This window comes from Sphingomonas sp. (assembly GCF_036731925.1).
In the GTDB taxonomy this organism is placed as follows: Bacteria; Pseudomonadota; Alphaproteobacteria; order Sphingomonadales; family Sphingomonadaceae; genus Sphingomonas.
The window spans coordinates 233121-249035 of the sequence record NZ_DAINDJ010000002.1; the positions used below are offsets into that span (position 1 = coordinate 233121).

13 protein-coding genes are annotated in these 15915 nt (G+C 67.4%); 5 read left to right on the plus strand and 8 right to left on the minus strand.

Features of this window, described 5'->3' with window-relative positions; translation table 11 throughout:
- Nucleotides 1-3 precede the first annotated feature (3 nt).
- The 3 genes from modA to V7E00_RS10605 all read right to left on the minus strand — a co-directional run bounded on the left by modA (nt 4) and on the right by V7E00_RS10605 (nt 4436).
- Nucleotides 4-780, minus strand: coding sequence for a molybdate ABC transporter substrate-binding protein (gene modA / locus V7E00_RS10595; protein WP_333572625.1), 777 nt, complete (start codon nt 778-780; stop codon nt 4-6).
- Nucleotides 781-885: 105 nt separating this feature from the next.
- Nucleotides 886-1929 (minus strand): glycosyltransferase, encoded by a 1044-nt coding sequence (locus V7E00_RS10600; protein ID WP_333572626.1) that lies wholly within the window; start codon nt 1927-1929, stop codon nt 886-888.
- Complete coding sequence (locus V7E00_RS10605) at nt 1926-4436, minus strand: DegT/DnrJ/EryC1/StrS family aminotransferase (RefSeq protein ID WP_333572627.1); 2511 nt, start codon at nt 4434-4436, stop codon at nt 1926-1928. Before V7E00_RS10605 ends, V7E00_RS10600 begins: the two co-directional genes overlap by 4 nt.
- A 300-nt stretch (nt 4437-4736) precedes the next feature.
- Between V7E00_RS10605 and V7E00_RS10610 the strand changes: the two genes are divergently transcribed.
- Entirely contained in the window at nt 4737-7214 is a 2478-nt protein-coding gene (locus V7E00_RS10610) for a TonB-dependent receptor (RefSeq protein ID WP_333572628.1), read from the plus strand.
- Nucleotides 7215-7283: 69 nt separating this feature from the next.
- Here the strand turns inward: V7E00_RS10610 and V7E00_RS10615 are convergent, their stop codons facing one another.
- The 3 genes from V7E00_RS10615 to V7E00_RS10625 form a co-directional block, all read right to left on the minus strand.
- The gene (locus tag V7E00_RS10615) at nt 7284-8030 is read right to left on the minus strand and encodes a hypothetical protein (protein WP_333572629.1); all 747 of its coding nucleotides are present in this window, start codon (nt 8028-8030) and stop codon (nt 7284-7286) included.
- A gap of 88 nt (nt 8031-8118) precedes the next feature.
- Nucleotides 8119-8436 carry a hypothetical protein gene (locus tag V7E00_RS10620; RefSeq protein ID WP_333572630.1) on the minus strand — a complete coding sequence of 106 codons (318 nt, stop codon included), beginning with the start codon at nt 8434-8436 and terminating at the stop codon, nt 8119-8121.
- Nucleotides 8437-8587: 151 nt separating this feature from the next.
- Nucleotides 8588-9250, minus strand: coding sequence for a hypothetical protein (locus tag V7E00_RS10625; RefSeq protein WP_333572631.1), 663 nt, complete (start codon nt 9248-9250; stop codon nt 8588-8590).
- A gap of 320 nt (nt 9251-9570) precedes the next feature.
- Between V7E00_RS10625 and V7E00_RS10630 the strand changes: the two genes are divergently transcribed.
- Nucleotides 9571-10341 carry a bacteriorhodopsin-like gene (locus V7E00_RS10630; RefSeq protein WP_333572632.1) on the plus strand — a complete coding sequence of 257 codons (771 nt, stop codon included), beginning with the start codon at nt 9571-9573 and terminating at the stop codon, nt 10339-10341.
- 84 nt (nt 10342-10425) lie between these two features.
- Nucleotides 10426-11358 carry a beta-carotene 15,15'-dioxygenase, Brp/Blh family gene (locus V7E00_RS10635; RefSeq protein ID WP_333572633.1) on the plus strand — a complete coding sequence of 311 codons (933 nt, stop codon included), beginning with the start codon at nt 10426-10428 and terminating at the stop codon, nt 11356-11358.
- Between the two features lie 122 nt (nt 11359-11480).
- On the opposite strand, the gene V7E00_RS10640 is transcribed toward V7E00_RS10635, so the two are convergent.
- Nucleotides 11481-11705, minus strand: a complete 225-nt coding sequence (locus tag V7E00_RS10640) for a hypothetical protein (protein ID WP_333572634.1) — start codon at nt 11703-11705, stop codon at nt 11481-11483.
- Between the two features lie 194 nt (nt 11706-11899).
- On the opposite strand from V7E00_RS10640, the gene V7E00_RS10645 reads away from it, so the two are divergent.
- Entirely contained in the window at nt 11900-13723 is a 1824-nt protein-coding gene (locus V7E00_RS10645) for a hypothetical protein (RefSeq protein ID WP_333572635.1), read from the plus strand.
- Between the two features lie 33 nt (nt 13724-13756).
- Nucleotides 13757-13966 carry a hypothetical protein gene (locus tag V7E00_RS10650; RefSeq protein ID WP_333572636.1) on the plus strand — a complete coding sequence of 70 codons (210 nt, stop codon included), beginning with the start codon at nt 13757-13759 and terminating at the stop codon, nt 13964-13966.
- Nucleotides 13967-13975: 9 nt separating this feature from the next.
- Here the strand turns inward: V7E00_RS10650 and lepA are convergent, their stop codons facing one another.
- Entirely contained in the window at nt 13976-15784 is a 1809-nt protein-coding gene (gene lepA / locus V7E00_RS10655) for a translation elongation factor 4 (RefSeq protein WP_333572637.1), read from the minus strand.
- Nucleotides 15785-15915 lie beyond the last annotated feature (131 nt).

A 15915-nucleotide genomic window follows, 5' to 3' on the forward strand; every position in this document is an offset into this window, starting at 1 on the left:
TGCTCACAGGGGCGTGAAACCGTAGCGCGCGAAGATCGCCTTGCCGCGCGCGCTGACCAGGAAGCGGCGGAACGGCTCTGCGTCCGGGCTGGCGGCGCTCTTCAGCCGCGCCACCGGGTAGCGGATCGGCGGATGACTCGCCGCGGGGAATGTCCCGGCGATCCGCACCCGGACCGAGGCGCGCGCGTCGGTTGCATAGACAATGCCGAACGGCGCCGCGCCTCGCTCGACCAGCGCCAGCGCCGCGCGGACGTTCTCGGCGCGCACGACCCTGGGCGCAAGCCGGTCCCAGGCGCGGATCTTCTGCAGCGCCGCCTTGCCGTAGAGGCCGGCGGGCACTGCATCCGGATCGGCCATCGCCAGCCGCCCCGACCCGATGGCAGCGAGCAACGGCCCCGCGCGATCAAGCGGCACGTTGCGCCGGTCCCCCGCCGCGGCCGCAAGCACCAGACGGTTGCCGAGAAATGCCGCGCGGGTGCCGGGTGCGAGTGCGCCCGCCTTCTCGACGGCATCCATCCAGGGCTCGTCTGCCGAGACGAACAGGTCGGCGGGTGCGCCCGACTGGATCTGCCGGGCCAGTGCCGAAGAGGCGGCAAAGGACAGCACCGGCCGTTCATGCCCCAGGCGCGCCCAGGCATCGGCGGCAGCGTTCATCGATTCCTGCAGGCTTGCGGCGGCGAGCACCAGCGGCGTCCGCGCGGCGGCATGGCCGGGAACGGCCAGAGCGGCGAGAACCCCAGCAAGCAGCCACCGGCGAGTCGAGATCGGCGAGACGGGCATGGGCGCAGAACCTCCGGCGAAGCAATGCGATCCGGTTCGCGGCTCGGCACCAGCCTGTCAAGCGAGCGGGCGGCGAACACCACCCGGCCGGCAAGAGAAGCAGGCCTAGCGCCGCAGCGCGCGGACGGCCCCGATCATCCCGCTGGCCAGCAGATCTGCCGGCCTCGCATCGCCCAGCGCCGCTGCTGCCGGGCGTGCTCCGATGGCATGGCGCAGCTTCAGGCGGCCCGAGCGTACCCCGGCGCGGCACAGCCGCCACCATAGCTGCGAGACGGCGCGGTCAACGGCAGCCAGCGTCTCCGCATCGCGCTCTCCTGCCGCGAAATGCACGCGCAGCTGTGCGATGCCGTCGAAGAGTCGGCGCAGCAGCGCGCGGTCACCGATCGGTGCCCTGCCCATGACATAGCGCACCAGCAGCCCGGCGATGTCCGGCGCCTGCGCCCCCATCAGGGCATGGTGACGAGCGCGCAGCAGCGTCTCGGCATGGGCCGTCATCGTGCCGCTGAACACCTGCGATGCGCCGCCGGCATGCTGGCGATAGCAGGTGAGCACCCGATCGATCTGGTCGATCCGCCCGAACGCACGCAGGCGGTGATAGAGGTCGAAATCCTCGACATAGCGGCACTCCGGCCGCTCGAACGGGTCGAGCTGCCGCGCGGCATCGGCGCGGAACATGACCGAGGACCAGACCAGCGGATTCTGCACCAGCATCAGCCAGTCGATCAGCCCGGGCGACAGCGGTCGCGGCCACTGGCCCGGCACCACCTTGCCGTCCAGCAGGCACTCGGTCGCGGTGCTCACCAGCACGGTGTCGGGATGCGCGTCGAGCCAGGCGACCTGACGGGCGAAGCGCTCCGGCAGGCAGAGATCGTCCTGGTCGAGCCCCGCGACATAGCGGCCGCGCGCAGCGGCAAAGGCACGGTTGCGCGCCACCACCGGCCCGCCGTTCACCGCACTTTCGATCACGCGGATACGGGGATCGCGCAAGGCCCGCAGCACCGCCACGGTCTCGTCATGCGAGCCGTCGTCTACTGCCACCAGCTCCCAATCGGCGAAGCTCTGCGCCTGCAGGCTGGCCAGCGTCTCCGGCAGCAGCGCGGCGCCGTTATACGTCGCCATGATCACCGATACGGTGGGCGCGGTGCTCATGCCGCCACGCGCGCGCGATCCGCCAGGATCTGATCGACGATCATTCGCCCGATGTCGTTCTGCCACAGCCAAAGCCCGTTGGCCTTGCCGCTGAAGCTCGCCTCACCGCCCAGCGGGCCGTCCGGCACATGGCCGGAGGCAAGGCCCAGCCCATAGACGCCGGGCACCGGCCGACCGCCGGCATCCAGCACCCGGCATTGCTGGTCGACCAGCCGGGGGCGGCCCGGATGATCCGCCATCAGCGGAATTCGCGCGCCCTCCACATCGTAGAGCGGCAGCGCCCGCGGCCGATAGCCGAGCGCGCCGATCACGACGTCCGCTTCTGCCAGCTCGGCCAGCATCGCCGCCTCGTTCGCGGGCGTGAGCGGGCACAGCAGCATGCGGGGATCGGGTGCACGGCCGCCGACGCCGAGCATGCGCAGCACCAGCTCCCGCGCCTCCAGCCGGAAGCCCGCCAGCCGGTAGACGAAACCGCTCAGCGGACAGATGTCCTCGGGGCCGAAATCGGTGAAGCCGTCGGCGCGCGCCTCCTCGGCCGAGCGGTAGAAAGGCCGCAGCGGCCGGCGATGATAGAGCCGCACGGCCCCTGCCCCCAGCGGCAGCGCCGGGCTGGCCTTGAGCAACAGCACTGCCGCCGCCATGGCGCTGGTGGAGCCACCGACGATCGCGATGCGCGGCGCGCGCACCGTCGCCAGCCGCGTGCGGAGCCGGTCGAGCCCACCCAGCCGCAGGAAGTCGTCGCCCGGTACCAGCCGGTCGCCGGCAAGGTCGCCAATCGGGGCACCGGCAACGGTTTCGGCTGCGACATGCGCGCGATCCTGATAGCCGCCGGTTGCGATCACCAGATTGGCGGCACGCATCACGCGCTCGTCGCCGGTCAGCAGGTTGCGCACCCGCGCCGCCCAGTCGCCCTGCGGCGTGCGGCGCGCGTCGATCACCTCGGATCGGGTCGCGACCACGCCGCCATGCTGCGCCACCACCGTGCCAAGCCGCGCGCCCGTTGCCTCCAGCAGCGGGGTGGAGCGCGCCAGCGGCACCCCCAGCCGCCCGGCGTACAGCGCCACTTCGCGGCCGGCATGATGCTCGGTCAGCGCCGCGATCTCGCCATGGACATTGTCCTTCACCGCGGTGAGGAAGGTCTCGGCGGTGCTGTCGGAGGTGATGGCGTAGCTGCCGATCTCGCCGCGGCCAAGGACCGCATCGCGCTCCACGATCGCGAGCCCGGTCTCCGCCAGCGTCACCAGCTGGTCGCCCTTGGTCGCCGCCGTCAGCAGCGCGGTGCCGGCCGGCCCGCCGCCGACGATCAACGCCGAGTGAACGGTGCGGCCGCGCCGCTCCACGCGCAGCCCGTCGAGCCCGGCCGTTCGGCAGGCGTCGATCAGCGCGGTACAGACGGTGTCGACGTCCGCCTCGGTCATGCCGTCGGTCACCGGCAGCGACAGGATGCGGCCGCTGACGTCGTCCGCCACCGGCAGCGCGCGATCGATCACACAGCTGCTGCGGAACCAGGGCTGCTCGCCCAGATGCGGGCTGAAATACTGCCCGGCGCCGATGCCCTGCGCGTCGAGCATGGCGATGATCGCGGCGCGGTGGCCGGCAAAGGGCCGCGGCAGCAGCAGCGACTGGAATTGCAGCGCCGGACGCGCGCCGTGCAGCGCCTGGAACTCAAAGCCGTGCGCCTCGGCGAAGCCGCCCAGCCGCGCGCGATAGGCGCGATCGAGCGCAGCGCGGTGCGCGGCGACGCCTTCCAGCTGCTCGAGCCTGGCCATGGCCAGGGCGCCGAGCACTTCGGGCAGCTTGGCGTTGAGGCCGGGGCTCTCGGCGGACCGCGCCCCGTCGAACCCGAAATTGCTCATCCGGCGCAACGTCTCGACAAGCGCCGTGTCCCCGCTGTGGATCAGGCCGCCTTCTGCCGTGGCGAAAACCTTGGTGGCGTGCATCGAATAGACGACAGCGAAGGGTTCCCCCGCGCCGAAGGCCCGGCCCTCGGCATCGATCGTGCCGAGCGACGCCGCGGCGTCTACCACCACGCCGATGCCGCGCGCATGATATTCTCGGTACCGCGCCAGATCGATGGCAGCGCCGAACGTCGCATACGGCACCACCACTGCGATACGGTCGCCGTAGCGATCGAATGCCGCGGCCTCGGCGTCCGCCTGCATCGCCCAGTCCTCCGGATCGATGTCGCACAACACTGGCGTCAGGCCGGCCCATTGCACCGCCTGGGCCGTCGCCGCGAAGGTGAAGGCCGGCACCAGCGCCAGCGCGCCGCTGCCGGCACGCGGGCCTGCCGCATGCCGGATCGCAAGCATCAGGCCCAGGGTCGCGTTGTTGACGGCGAGACAGGCGCCCTCGCCGCCGAAGAGCCGCGCGGTAGCCGCGGATTCAAACCCGCGCACCACGGGTCCGCCGTTCGAATAGGTGCCCCGCGCCTCGATGGCGCGAAGCGCGTCGGTCATCATGCTCAGCCGCGGCGGCTGCGGCGCGATCAGCGGCAGGCGCTGCATGGTCGTCTCTCCGAATGGTCCTCGCGGCAAGGAGCGAAGGCGACGGACCATGGCAGAGCGGCCTTAGAAAACGGTAAAATGCGGAGACCCGCCTCCGCATTCGATGCCCCTCCGGGTCCGCGGACACGTGCCGGCAGACCAGCGATCGCATGCCGGGGCTCGCGCCAGAACGCTTACGTAATTCCACTTAAGTAATAATATAGTATCACTAAAGTTCATACGTTTGAACACATCACGCATCTGCAACCGCCTATACAACAGCAAAAGAGGATCCGCATTCCAGAAACATAAGGTGAAGTTGTGAAACTGACCGGTCTCATACTCTCTCTGATCGCCTCCACGTCGATTTCCACGCAAGCGCTGGCGCAAAGTGACGCCGCGACACCGCGGGACACCAAGGAGCGTACGGCACAGGCCACGCCGGAGAAGGAAGTCTTCTCGACCGGCGTGGCCAAGGGTCGTGATCGGCTGGACAGCGCGACGTCCACCAGTTCCCTGAAAGGCAGTGAGGCGCAGAAGCTGGGGCCTGTGGGCCTGGCCGATATCCTGCGCACTATGCCGGGCATCCGCGTCGAAAACGGCGTGAGCGAAGGCAACAACAACTACACCGTGCGCGGTCTGCCGATCGGCTCGGGGGGGTCCAAATATGTGCTGCTGGAAGAAGACGGCCTGCCGGTCGTCGAGTTCAACGACCTGTTCAACATTGCCGGCGACAGCTTCTTTCGCGCCGATCTCAACATCGCCCAGATCGAAACGATCCGCGGCGGCTCCGCCTCCACCTTCGCGTCCAACTCGCCGGGCGGCCTGATCAACCTGATCTCGAAGACCGGCGACGTGGACGGCGGGGCCATCCAGGTCTCGACCGGCCTCGACTATGATTCCAAGCGGGTCGATCTCGATTACGGTGCGCATCTGAGCAAGACCGTCCGCTTCCATGTCGGCGGCTTCTACCGCGTCGGGGAAGGCCCGCGCGCAACCGGCATGACCTCGTTCAACGGCGGTCAGATCAAGCTGAACGTCACCAAGGAATTCGCGAACGGCTATATCCGGCTCTACGGCAGCCTGCTGCAAGACCGCGCGCCGAGCTACGCGACCTATCCGGTGAGCCTCACGGGCACCAACGACAAGCCGGTGATCGGCAATGTCCCGGGGTTCAACATCCTCAAGGATTCGATGTATTCGCCGAACGTGCCTACCCTGCTGACGCTGGACGGCCAGAACCAGCCGGCAGCCTTCGCGATCAAGCGCGGGCAGAACGTCGAGTCCAAGTCGATCGGCTTCGAGGCGCAGTTCGACCTGGCCGGGTGGACCTTCACCGATCGGGCTCGCTTCTCGAAGAATTCAGGCGACTTCCTTCGGGCCTTCCCCAGCACGGTGGCGCCGGTGGCGACGCTGGCCGCCTCCCTCGCCGGGGCGGGCGCGACGGCGACCTATTTCAACGGCCCGAACGCCGGGAAAGCGGTGCCGGCGAATGCGAACGGCAATGGCTTGCTCGCCAACTACTTCGCCAATGTTTACCGGCTGAAGACGGGCGATCACTTCGCAAACGACTTCCGCGCGACGCGCGTGTGGAAGGTTGGTGGCGGCGACCTGACCACCACCGCCGGGCTGTATGTCGCCGCGCAGAGCGTGGCGGTCGACGCGCTGCAGATCTCGATGGTTACCGATGTTGCCGGCGACGGCGCCAGTTCGCTGGTAACCCTCACCAACGCCGCCGGCGTGGCGCAGACGCAGGACGGCGTCTATGCCTATAGCCGCAACGGGCCCAAGCTGCGCCGCGCGTTTGACATGGATTACAGCTTCCTCGCGCCTTATGCCTCGGTGAACTACCATGTCGGCAAGCTCGCGATCGGCGGCAGCCTGCGCTACGATACCGGCCATGCCCGCGGCAGCATGGTCGGCGCCGATCTGGGCGGCGGGCGGAGCGGCACGGTCAGCTACGACATGAACGGCGACGGCAGGATCAGCGCGCCGGAAACGCGCGTCTCGGCCCTGCCGCTCGGCCAGCCGGCGCCGGTGAACTACGACTTCCGCTATGTGAGCTATTCGGTGGGCGTGAACTATCGCGCCGCCGAGCCGCTCGCCTTCTTCGCCCGCTACAGCCGCGGCGGCCGGGTCAATGCGGACAAGATCCTGTTCACCAGCGCGATCGACAATGCCACCGGCAAGCTGGTGGAGGCGCGCCAGGCCTATGACGTGGTGAAGCAACTCGAAGGCGGTATGAAGTTCCGCCAGAACGGCATCACCTTCAACGCCACCGCCTTCCTCGCTTATGCCGACGACCACAACCAGCTCAACGGCCTCGCGACGCAGACGTATCGCAAGTACCGCACCTATGGCCTGGAGCTGGAAGGCGGCATCCGCCGCGGTCCGTTCAGCATGACGGCGGGCGCTACCTATACCAAGGCGAAGATCACCAAGGACTATTTCGACCCGACGCTGACCGGCAAGGAACCGCGCCACCAGCCAGCCTGGACGCTGCAGGCGACGCCGCAGGTCGACACCAGGTACGCGACCGTCGGCGCGAGCGTGGTGACGATCACCAGCAGCTATTCGCAGGACATCAACCAGCTGAAGATGCCTGGCTTCACCACCGTCGGCGGCTTCGTAATCCTGCACCCGACCAAGGCGATCGACGTGGCGCTGACAGGGACCAACCTGTTTAATGCCAAGGGCTTCCTGGACATCAACCAGGCCAGCATGCCCAACACCGGAATCGGCTGGGCACGATCGGTGCAGGGCCGCACGCTGGCAGCCTCGGTGCGCTTCAACTTCTGATCGCTTCGCTCCCCCCGAAGAACCTTGCCCGGTCGCCCACCAGCGGCCGGGCTTTTCTCGTGCGGCAGATCAGCTGGCGGAACGGGCCGCGGTCTGCACGTGGAGCGCAGGGAACACGTCCTCGATCGGCTTGCTGTCGGGCAGCACGTACACATAGCCGCCCTTCTTCCGGTACATCGGGCTGAGCAGCTTGGCATAGAAGGCAGACGGCACGTTGATGCAGCCGAAGGTGATGCGGTTATCATCGGGCGTGGGCGACGCCAGCCGCTCGCGGCGCTTCTCCTTGCGGGCGGCAGCGCCTTCGGGCACCGGATGCAGCGCGACCGAGGTATAGTAATCGACCCACAGCACCCGCTCCTTCCCGACCGCGAGGCCGAACTTGGCAAGGAAGCGGCCGGCCGGCGTCGTCTTCTCGGCGGGCCCGATTTCGGAGAGCTGCTTGGCGCCGATCCCTGGCGTCGCATCGTCGCCCGGCGCGATCCCGATCAGCACCGGCACGGCAGCGAGCTGCTTGCCGTGCGCATCGAACAGGAACAGCGCAGCGTTGGGCTTGTCGACAATCAGATAGGGCAGCCCGTGATTGTCGCCGGCCGAAGACACCCAGTCGTGCACCCGCAGCGTCGCTGCCGAAGGCTGGAGCCTGGGCGCGTCGGGCTTGGCAACGGCGGCCTTGGGCTTGGGCGGCGCGTGCTTGCCCTTCTTGGGCACGGCCTTTTTGGGCGCGGCGGCCTTGGGCTTGGCATCTTGGAGGGGAACAACGGCGGCAGGAGGAACGAGCAGCGCCAGCCCGGCCAGCGCGAGTAAGCCTTGGATCATCGATGTCTTCGCTCAAGAAAAAGGGTGGCCGCCCCGAAGCGCGGCCACCCGGATCACGCGACCGAAAGGCCGCTACGGCAGGCGCCGCTTAGTTGCGGGCGCGCTTGCGCGGCTTGGCGTTCTGCTGCTGCACCTGCTGGGAAAGCTGCTGCTGCTGCTGATCCAGCGTGTCGACGCGGCCGTTCAGCTGGTCGAGGCGCTGGCCGTTCTGCTGAGCCTGGCCGGCAGCGGCCTGGGCCTGTGACAGCGCCTGCTTGGCCGTGCCGTCGGTTTCCTGAAGGCGGGTCTCCAGCGCATCGACGCGCTGGCTCACCGGGGCGATCTGTTCGCGGACGAACTTCTTGGTGGCGCAACCGCTCAGGCCCACCGCGCCGATCATGAGCATCGCGAGGGGAGCAAACTTCATACCAGTACGCATATACACACCTTTCACTCGTTAACTAAAACTAAGGCTTGGCCACCAAGCCGGAGCGCCGGGGCCGCAACAATCCCGATTCGGTCCGGCTGTGCTTCTTGTCCGTCGGACCGAGCCGACGACGGGGCAAAGTGTTCCTGCATCAGCGCTTGCGCCGACCTTTGGGCCGCTCGGCGAAGGGGTCGCGGGGAATTCCGTCGTCCTCGGTCGCGGCCGTCGCCGGGCCGTGCTGCCCCGCGACGCAGCGCTTGAGCTCCGCCACCGCCGCACCGCTGCCGTCGAGCGGCAGCCGCGCGACCGGTGTGTTGCCGCGATCGATGTGCAGCGCCTTCGATCCGGCGAAGGACACCGGGAACTTGGGATCGAAGGCCGCGACGAAGCCCTGCTTGCCGTCCGCAACGATGCCGATCGCCTGATGATTGGGGTAGCCGCCCTGCGTGAGGCGGAAGGTGAGCTTCAGCCGGTCCTGCGGGCGGATCGACCAGTTCTCGTTGAGCACCGAGAAATGGTTGCTGCCGTCGCGGTCCATGCCGAGCAGGAGCGTGGTACCGCCCGGCTGGTCGAACGCGCGGCTGATGAAACAGCCCGATCCGTCCTTGCTGGCCGCGATGGTCCAGTCGCCAAGCTGCCTGGTTGCGTACCCCTGCGCGATCGCCGGCGCCGCCGCGGCGCCACCCCCCAGCACCGCCGCCGCCCACAGAATCGCACCGCGGGGCGATACGGCCGGACAGGGCACAATACGGAAGGGCGAGGTTGTTGCGATCACGATCCGGTCCCTTAGGTTCGGCTCCACAACGTTCGACATGCAAAACGGTTCTACGGATAGCCCGCGGGGATCGTGCCAGGATCGGACAGCGCGTGTGCAGGACCCAGCCCATGCTGCACCGCAAGATGAAACCCACCGTCCCCTATGTACATATCGATCTACGTTAGAAACGATTTAGTATGGCCTCATATATCGTCGTAAATGTGCCACCGTGCCACGCTTTCTTGCGTGGTATTCTGGTACATTAACTGTCGATATGCACAACAGCCAGCGTCGTCTCGACGCAAGCAACAACGCTCCGCGCGACTTTCTCGACAGATGATCGTGCAGGAAAATACGCGTCCAAAGGAGAGCACCTGATGGAGACCGCAATCGTATCGCCATTTCAGTACTCGCTGATCTACAATGCCTTTTCGTTCACCTTCGCGACGATGGCGGCAGCGACCATTTACCTGTGGTTCGGCCGATCCCAGGTGTCCTCCGCCTACAAGAACGCGGTGACCATCTCCGGTCTGGTCACGGCGATCGCGGCCTATCACTATTTCCGGATCTTCGAGAGCTGGGAATCGGCGTATCACTATGTGAATGGGTCGGTATCGGCGACGGGGATCGCGTTCAACGACGCCTATCGCTATGTCGACTGGCTGCTCACCGTGCCCTTGCTGCTGATCGAGCTGGTGCTGGTGATGCGCCTCTCCCGCGAGGAGACCGTGCAGAAAGGATGGCGGCTTGGCCTCGCCGCCGCGCTGATGATCGTGCTGGGCTATCCGGGCGAGATCGCCGCCGACATTCCCACCCGCGCGCTGTGGGGAACGCTCTCGGCGATCCCCTTCGTCTACATCGTCTGGGAGCTGTTCAGCGGCCTCGGCAAGTCGATCGATCGTCAGCCTGAGTCGGTGCGCGGCCTGGTGAAGCAGGCGCGACTGCTGACCTTCGCCTCCTGGGGCTTCTACCCGATCGTCTACATGGCGCCCTATGCCAACATCACCGGTCCGGATGCCCAGACGGTGATCCAGATCGGCTATACCATTGCTGACCTCGTTGCGAAGGCGGGCGTCGGCCTGCTGATCTTCGCGATCGCCCAGCGCAAGTCCGAAGTGGAAGGTCATGGCGCAGCGCACGCTGCCTGACCTGTGATGTCCGCCGGCGCATCGGTTCTTCCCCCGGCCATCGACGGCACCGCCCGGCCCCGCGCGCTTGCGCAGGATCGAGCGGTGCCTCGTCTGTTCTGGCTCGTCGCCTTCTTGCTCGGCATCGCGCTGATCGCGGGGGTGAATCTGGGCGGGCCGGTGGCGACGCAGGCGGGCATGCTGCTGATGCTGGCCGGCGGCCTTCCGCATGGCGGCCATGACCTGCTCGTCGCCCGCAAGCGCTGGCAGATGAAAGGCAACGCACTGGCGCTGTTCATCGCCTTCTATGTCGCGATCGCGGGTGCGATGGCGCTGGCCTGGTGGATTGCCCCGTTGCTGGCACTGCTCGCCTTTCTCGGCCTCACCGCCTGGCACTTCTCCGAAGACTGGGACGCGCCGCGCGACCGCCTGCTGCGCAGCGCCGCGGGCCTCGCCCCGATTGCCGCGGCGGTGCTGGGCCAGCCGCGCGCGGTATCCACCCTGTTCGCCGCGATGACCGATCCGGCAACCGCCCGGCTCGCCCTGGCGATGGTGACCCTGATCGCGCCGGTCGCGCTGCTGGTGGCGGCGGTGGCGATCGCCATGGCCTGGCAGACCGGATCACGGCGCTGGGCCGCCGCGCAGGCGGCCGCGCTTTTGCTGCTCGCTGTGGCACCGCCGACCCTGGCCTTCCCACTCTATTTTGCGCTGCTCCATTCCCGCCGCCACATCGTCGCGATCCTCGACGAGTTCGGCACCGGAGCCGTTGGATATGACCGGCCCGCCCTCCTCGCCGCGCTGCTTGCCGCCATCGCCTGTGCCGGATGGACAGCACTCAGTCCGGGCTTCGTCGATCTGGCGCGCGGGATCGACCCCGCGCTCGCCTTCCAGCTGCTATCAGTCGTCGCCGCGCCACACCTGCTGTTCGAGGCATTCGGCAAGAACCGAGTTCTGGCGACCGCCGGCGCGCGGCCCACATGCCGTGTCGACCGGCATCAGCATCCCGCCGCGGGTGGCGATATGTCCGGAAAATCGTAGCGCGCCATGATGGGATAGGGATCGACATAGGCGTCGAGCGGGCCGATCGAAAGCCACGCTTCGGGGAGATAGGGACTGTCGCCTAAGGTGCGTTCGTAACCGTGGCGCCACGCCAGCTTGGCTTAGAGCGCGTAGGTGCTGAGCAGATGCTCGGTGAAAGCGACTTCGCGCCCCAGGCGCGGCAGGCCCTTTTCGTTGAACAGCGACAGGATCGCGGCTCGCATGCCGTCGGCATCGCCACGCGCCAGCGCGACGTAGAAGCGGTGATCGTTCAGGAAGAACAGCCCGTCACCGACTTTGGCGGGTCCGCAAGGATGCGTTCGGAACGGGCACCCAATGCGTCCCATTCACCGCGCAGCGCCAGATAGAATTGCCTGCCCCGACCACGGCGCCTCGATACGACCGCAGGCAAACCAGACCCGCGCGCAATCGACCGTGCCACAACCGAACATTGCCCCCCGTCGATCCTGCCCGCTGCACCGCGAGATTGCGATTGCCCGGCATCTTCATTTCCATTTAAGAAACGCCGGAGGGGACAATCATGAAGACTATTCATCTCGTTGCCGGCGCTTCCGCCATCGCGCTGCTCAGCGCCTGCGGAGGCGGCGGCGGTGGTATCGCCGTGGGCACGCCGCCCCCGCCCGCCGCGCCCGCGCCGACGCCGAGCCCTACCCCCGCGCCCAGCCCGACGCCGACGCCGACGCCGACGCCCAGCCCTACGCCGACACCGCCGCCGGCGCCACAGAACAGTTCGCTGCTCGATCTGCGCGTCAGCGAAAGCTTCACGACCCAGGCGACCGCGGCCGCAGCCAACTATCCCGGCAACGGCACCAGCGCGTCCTCGCCCGGCGCCGCCACGCTCACCATTCAATATGATGCGCCCACCGGCAGCTACACGATCGTGCGCCCCGGCCTTACCACCCCATTCGGCCCCGCGCAGAGCGATGCGGCCGCCAGCAATGCCGTGCTCGCCGCCTATCGGCGCCAGGACGGCACCACCACCGAAACGCTCCGGCTCACCAAGCCCGGGAAGGAAGGTGCGCTGAACCAGGAATATGTCGGTGCCGGATTCTGGCGCACCGTCGACACGGCAGGCGGCGTGGAGCAGAACCGCTTCGGATCCTTCACCTACGGCGTCCGCAGCGCCGCCACCGACGTGCCGGCAAGCGGCACCGCCAGCTTCGGCATCGGCCTGCTCGCGATGGGCGCCACCAAGGACGCCGTGGTCGACATCTATGGCACCGGCACCTTCCAGGTAGACTTCGGCGCCCACAGCTTCACGTTGCAGGGCGCGACGACCACGCGGCTGCTCAACCAGCTGGGCTCGACCGGCCCGGCCTATCTCGTCCCCGGCACCTTCAGCGGGGACGGCCTGGTCGCCGTTTCCGCAAATGCCTTCACCGGCGGCATCAAGCTCGATGGGTCCGGCACCTATACCAGTGCACTGCAGGGTTTCTTCTACGGCCCCGGCCTGGCGGAAGTCGGAGCCACCTTCTCGGGCACCTATGGTAATCTGGGCCTCAGCGGCAGCCTGATCGGCCGCCGCGGCGATACGGCACCCGAGTTGGAAACGCTCACCCGGCTGTTCGGCCCGGCGCAGGTGCAGGAAAGTACGCGGCAGCTACTGTACAACGCCAATCCCGGCGGAACGACCTTCCGCGACGCGGCCCTCGACGCTCGCACCTCTTCATCGCTGACCCTGGACCCGGGCAGCAGCAGCATCGACCTGCGCATCTACAAGTTCGGGCCGGCGGATCGGGTCGCGGCGGAATCGGACGCGCGCTTCACCACCTACCGCCTGGGCGGCATGGTGCTGCGCACGATCAAGCTCTACAATGCGGGCGGAACCAACACCGAGCTCGCGCTGAACTATGCGAGCTTCTTCTCGATGACCAATGCCGCGGTGGCCGAAGATCGCCGCTGGGACAGCTTCACCGTCTTCGGGCTCCAAACCGCGGGCGGGAACGTGCCCAGGACCGGCCATGGCATCTTCGACGGCCGGGTCTATGGCAGCGCTTTGGGTGCGGGATCGACCGCGGATCGCTTCTCGATGGATGGCACCGCAACGATGGACTTCGACTTTGCAGCGTCGAGCTTCACCGGCGCGATGACAACCGCTGCCACCAACCTCCGGACCGGCGTGACCTCGCAACTTGGCAGCTTCGCGTTCAACAACGGCACGATCGCGCCCTTCTCGCTGGCCTTCAACGCCGATATCGCGGGCACGCCGGGTAGCTCAGGCGCCCTGAACGGCAGCTTCTACGGCCCGACCGCCCAGGAACTGGGCGCGACCTTCGGGCTGATCACGCCGGGTGCGGGCACGGTGCTGACGGGCGCGGGCGCGATCGTCGGCAAGCGGCGGTAGCCGTGGGCTGCGTTCGTGCGCTAGGTTGATGCCATGACCGATCAGCGCACGAGCGACGCCCTCCCCGCCCCGCATGCAGGCGCGGCCGCCAGCCTCCGTCTGGGCAGCAGCGTGGCGCTGGAAGCACGAATCAGCACCACGGGCCTGCTCGGCGTGGCGGCAATCGTGTCGGTGGCGCTGCTCGGCTCCGCTGCGATCGTGCTGGCAAGTCGGCGAAGCGGCACCGCCACTTCGCCGGAATAACGTTGCCGCTTATTCCTCGCCCATCCGAAGTGCTGCGATAAAGGCCTCCTGCGGGATCTGCACGCTGCCATATTCGCGCATCCGCTTCTTGCCTTCCTTCTGCTTGTCCAGCAGCTTGCGCTTGCGGCTGGCGTCGCCGCCATAGCATTTCGCGGTCACGTCCTTGCGCATCGCCGCGATGGTCTCGCGGGCGATCACCTTGCCGCCGATCGCCGCCTGGATCGGGATCTTGAACAGGTGGCGCGGGATCAGGTCCTTGAGGCGCTCGCACATGCCGCGGCCGCGGCTCTCGGCGGTGGAGCGGTGGACGATCATGCTCAGCGCGTCGACCGGCTCGTTGTTGACGAGGATGCCCATCTTGACGAGGTCGCCGGCGCGGTAGCCGATCTGCTCATAGTCGAAGCTGGCATAGCCGCGGCTGATCGACTTGAGGCGATCGTAGAAGTCGAACACCACTTCGTTGAGCGGGAGCTCATAGGTCAGCTGGGCGCGGCCGCCGACATAGGTGAGGTTCTTCTGGATGCCGCGGCGATCCTGGCACAGCTTCAGGATCGGCCCGAGATATTCGTCGGGCATGTAGATCACCGCCTGGATCCACGGCTCCTGGATCTCCTCGATCCGGTTGGGATCGGGCATGTCGGCGGGGTTGTGGAGCTCGATTTCCTTGCCCTCGGCCTCGCCGGCCGACTTGGTGAGCTGCATCTTGTAGACCACGCTGGGCGCGGTGGTGATGAGGTCGAGGTCATACTCGCGCATCAGCCGCTCCTGGATGATTTCCAGGTGCAACAGGCCGAGGAAGCCGCAGCGGAAGCCGAAGCCGAGTGCGGCGGAGGTTTCCATCTCGAAGCTGAACGAGGCATCGTTGAGGCGCAGCTTGGAGATGCTCTCGCGCAGCTTCTCGAAGTCCGCGGCGTCGACCGGGAACAGGCCGCAGAACACCACCGGCTGGACTTCCTTGAAGCCCGGCAGCGCCTCGGCGGCGGGCTTCTTGGCGTCGGTCAGCGTGTCGCCGACGCGAGCCTGGGCGACTTCCTTGATCTGCGCGGTGATGAAGCCGATCTCGCCGGGGCCAAGGTCCGGCAGCTGCTCGATCTTGGGGCGGAACGCGCCGACGCGGTCGACCAGATGGGTCGTGCCGGTCTGCATGAACTTGACCTGCTGCCCCTTGCGGATCGAGCCGTCGATCACGCGGACGAGGATGACGACGCCGAGATACGGATCGTACCAGCTGTCGACCAGCATCGCCTTCAGGGGCGCGTTCGGATCGCCCTTGGGCGACGGGATGCGCTCGACGATGGCGTCGAGAATCTCGTCGATGCCGATGCCGCTCTTGGCGCTGGCGAGCACGGCGTTCGATGCGTCGAGGCCGATCACGTCCTCGATCTCGGCGCGCACCTTCTCCGGCTCGGCCGAGGGAAGGTCGATCTTGTTGATCACCGGGATGATCTCGTGGTCGTGTTCGATCGACTGGTAGACGTTGGCGAGCGTCTGCGCTTCCACGCCCTGCGCCGCGTCGACCACGAGAAGCGCGCCTTCGCACGCGGCGAGGCTGCGACTCACCTCATAGGCGAAGTCGACATGGCCGGGCGTGTCCATCAGGTTGAGGACGTGGCCCTTCCATTCCAGGCGCACGGTCTGCGCCTTGATGGTGATGCCGCGCTCCTTCTCGATGTCCATGTTGTCGAGGACCTGCTCGGACATCTCACGGTCGGCCAGGCCGCCGGTGCGCTGGATCAACCGGTCGGCAAGCGTGGACTTGCCATGGTCGATATGCGCGATGATCGAGAAATTGCGGATCTTGGTGATGTCGGTTGCCATGATTCCGCGCGCGTTAGCAGCTTGGTGAGAAAAGCCAAAGTACCCGATTGTACGGCATCGCATGGTCGCTAGGCCGCGGCGATCCATTCTGTTACGGACACGGGCGGGGGGCGGTCTTTTTCCCAGTTCTG

Excerpts from the sequence above, each read along its gene's own strand:
- modA (WP_333572625.1), bottom strand. The coding sequence starts at position 780 with ATGCCCGTCTCGCCGATCTCGACTCGCCGGTGGCTGCTTGCTGGGGTT.
- V7E00_RS10600 (WP_333572626.1), bottom strand. The coding sequence starts at position 1,929 with ATGAGCACCGCGCCCACCGTATCGGTGATCATGGCGACGTATAACGGC.
- V7E00_RS10605 (WP_333572627.1), bottom strand. The coding sequence starts at position 4,436 with ATGCAGCGCCTGCCGCTGATCGCGCCGCAGCCGCCGCGGCTGAGCATG.
- V7E00_RS10615 (WP_333572629.1), bottom strand. The coding sequence starts at position 8,030 with ATGATCCAAGGCTTACTCGCGCTGGCCGGGCTGGCGCTGCTCGTTCCT.
- V7E00_RS10620 (WP_333572630.1), bottom strand. The coding sequence starts at position 8,436 with ATGAAGTTTGCTCCCCTCGCGATGCTCATGATCGGCGCGGTGGGCCTG.
- V7E00_RS10625 (WP_333572631.1), bottom strand. The coding sequence starts at position 9,250 with ATGTCGAACGTTGTGGAGCCGAACCTAAGGGACCGGATCGTGATCGCA.
- V7E00_RS10630 (WP_333572632.1), top strand. The coding sequence starts at position 9,571 with ATGGAGACCGCAATCGTATCGCCATTTCAGTACTCGCTGATCTACAAT.
- V7E00_RS10640 (WP_333572634.1), bottom strand. The coding sequence starts at position 11,705 with ATGGGACGCATTGGGTGCCCGTTCCGAACGCATCCTTGCGGACCCGCC.
- V7E00_RS10645 (WP_333572635.1), top strand. The coding sequence starts at position 11,900 with ATGAAGACTATTCATCTCGTTGCCGGCGCTTCCGCCATCGCGCTGCTC.
- V7E00_RS10650 (WP_333572636.1), top strand. The coding sequence starts at position 13,757 with ATGACCGATCAGCGCACGAGCGACGCCCTCCCCGCCCCGCATGCAGGC.
- lepA (WP_333572637.1), bottom strand. The coding sequence starts at position 15,784 with ATGGCAACCGACATCACCAAGATCCGCAATTTCTCGATCATCGCGCAT.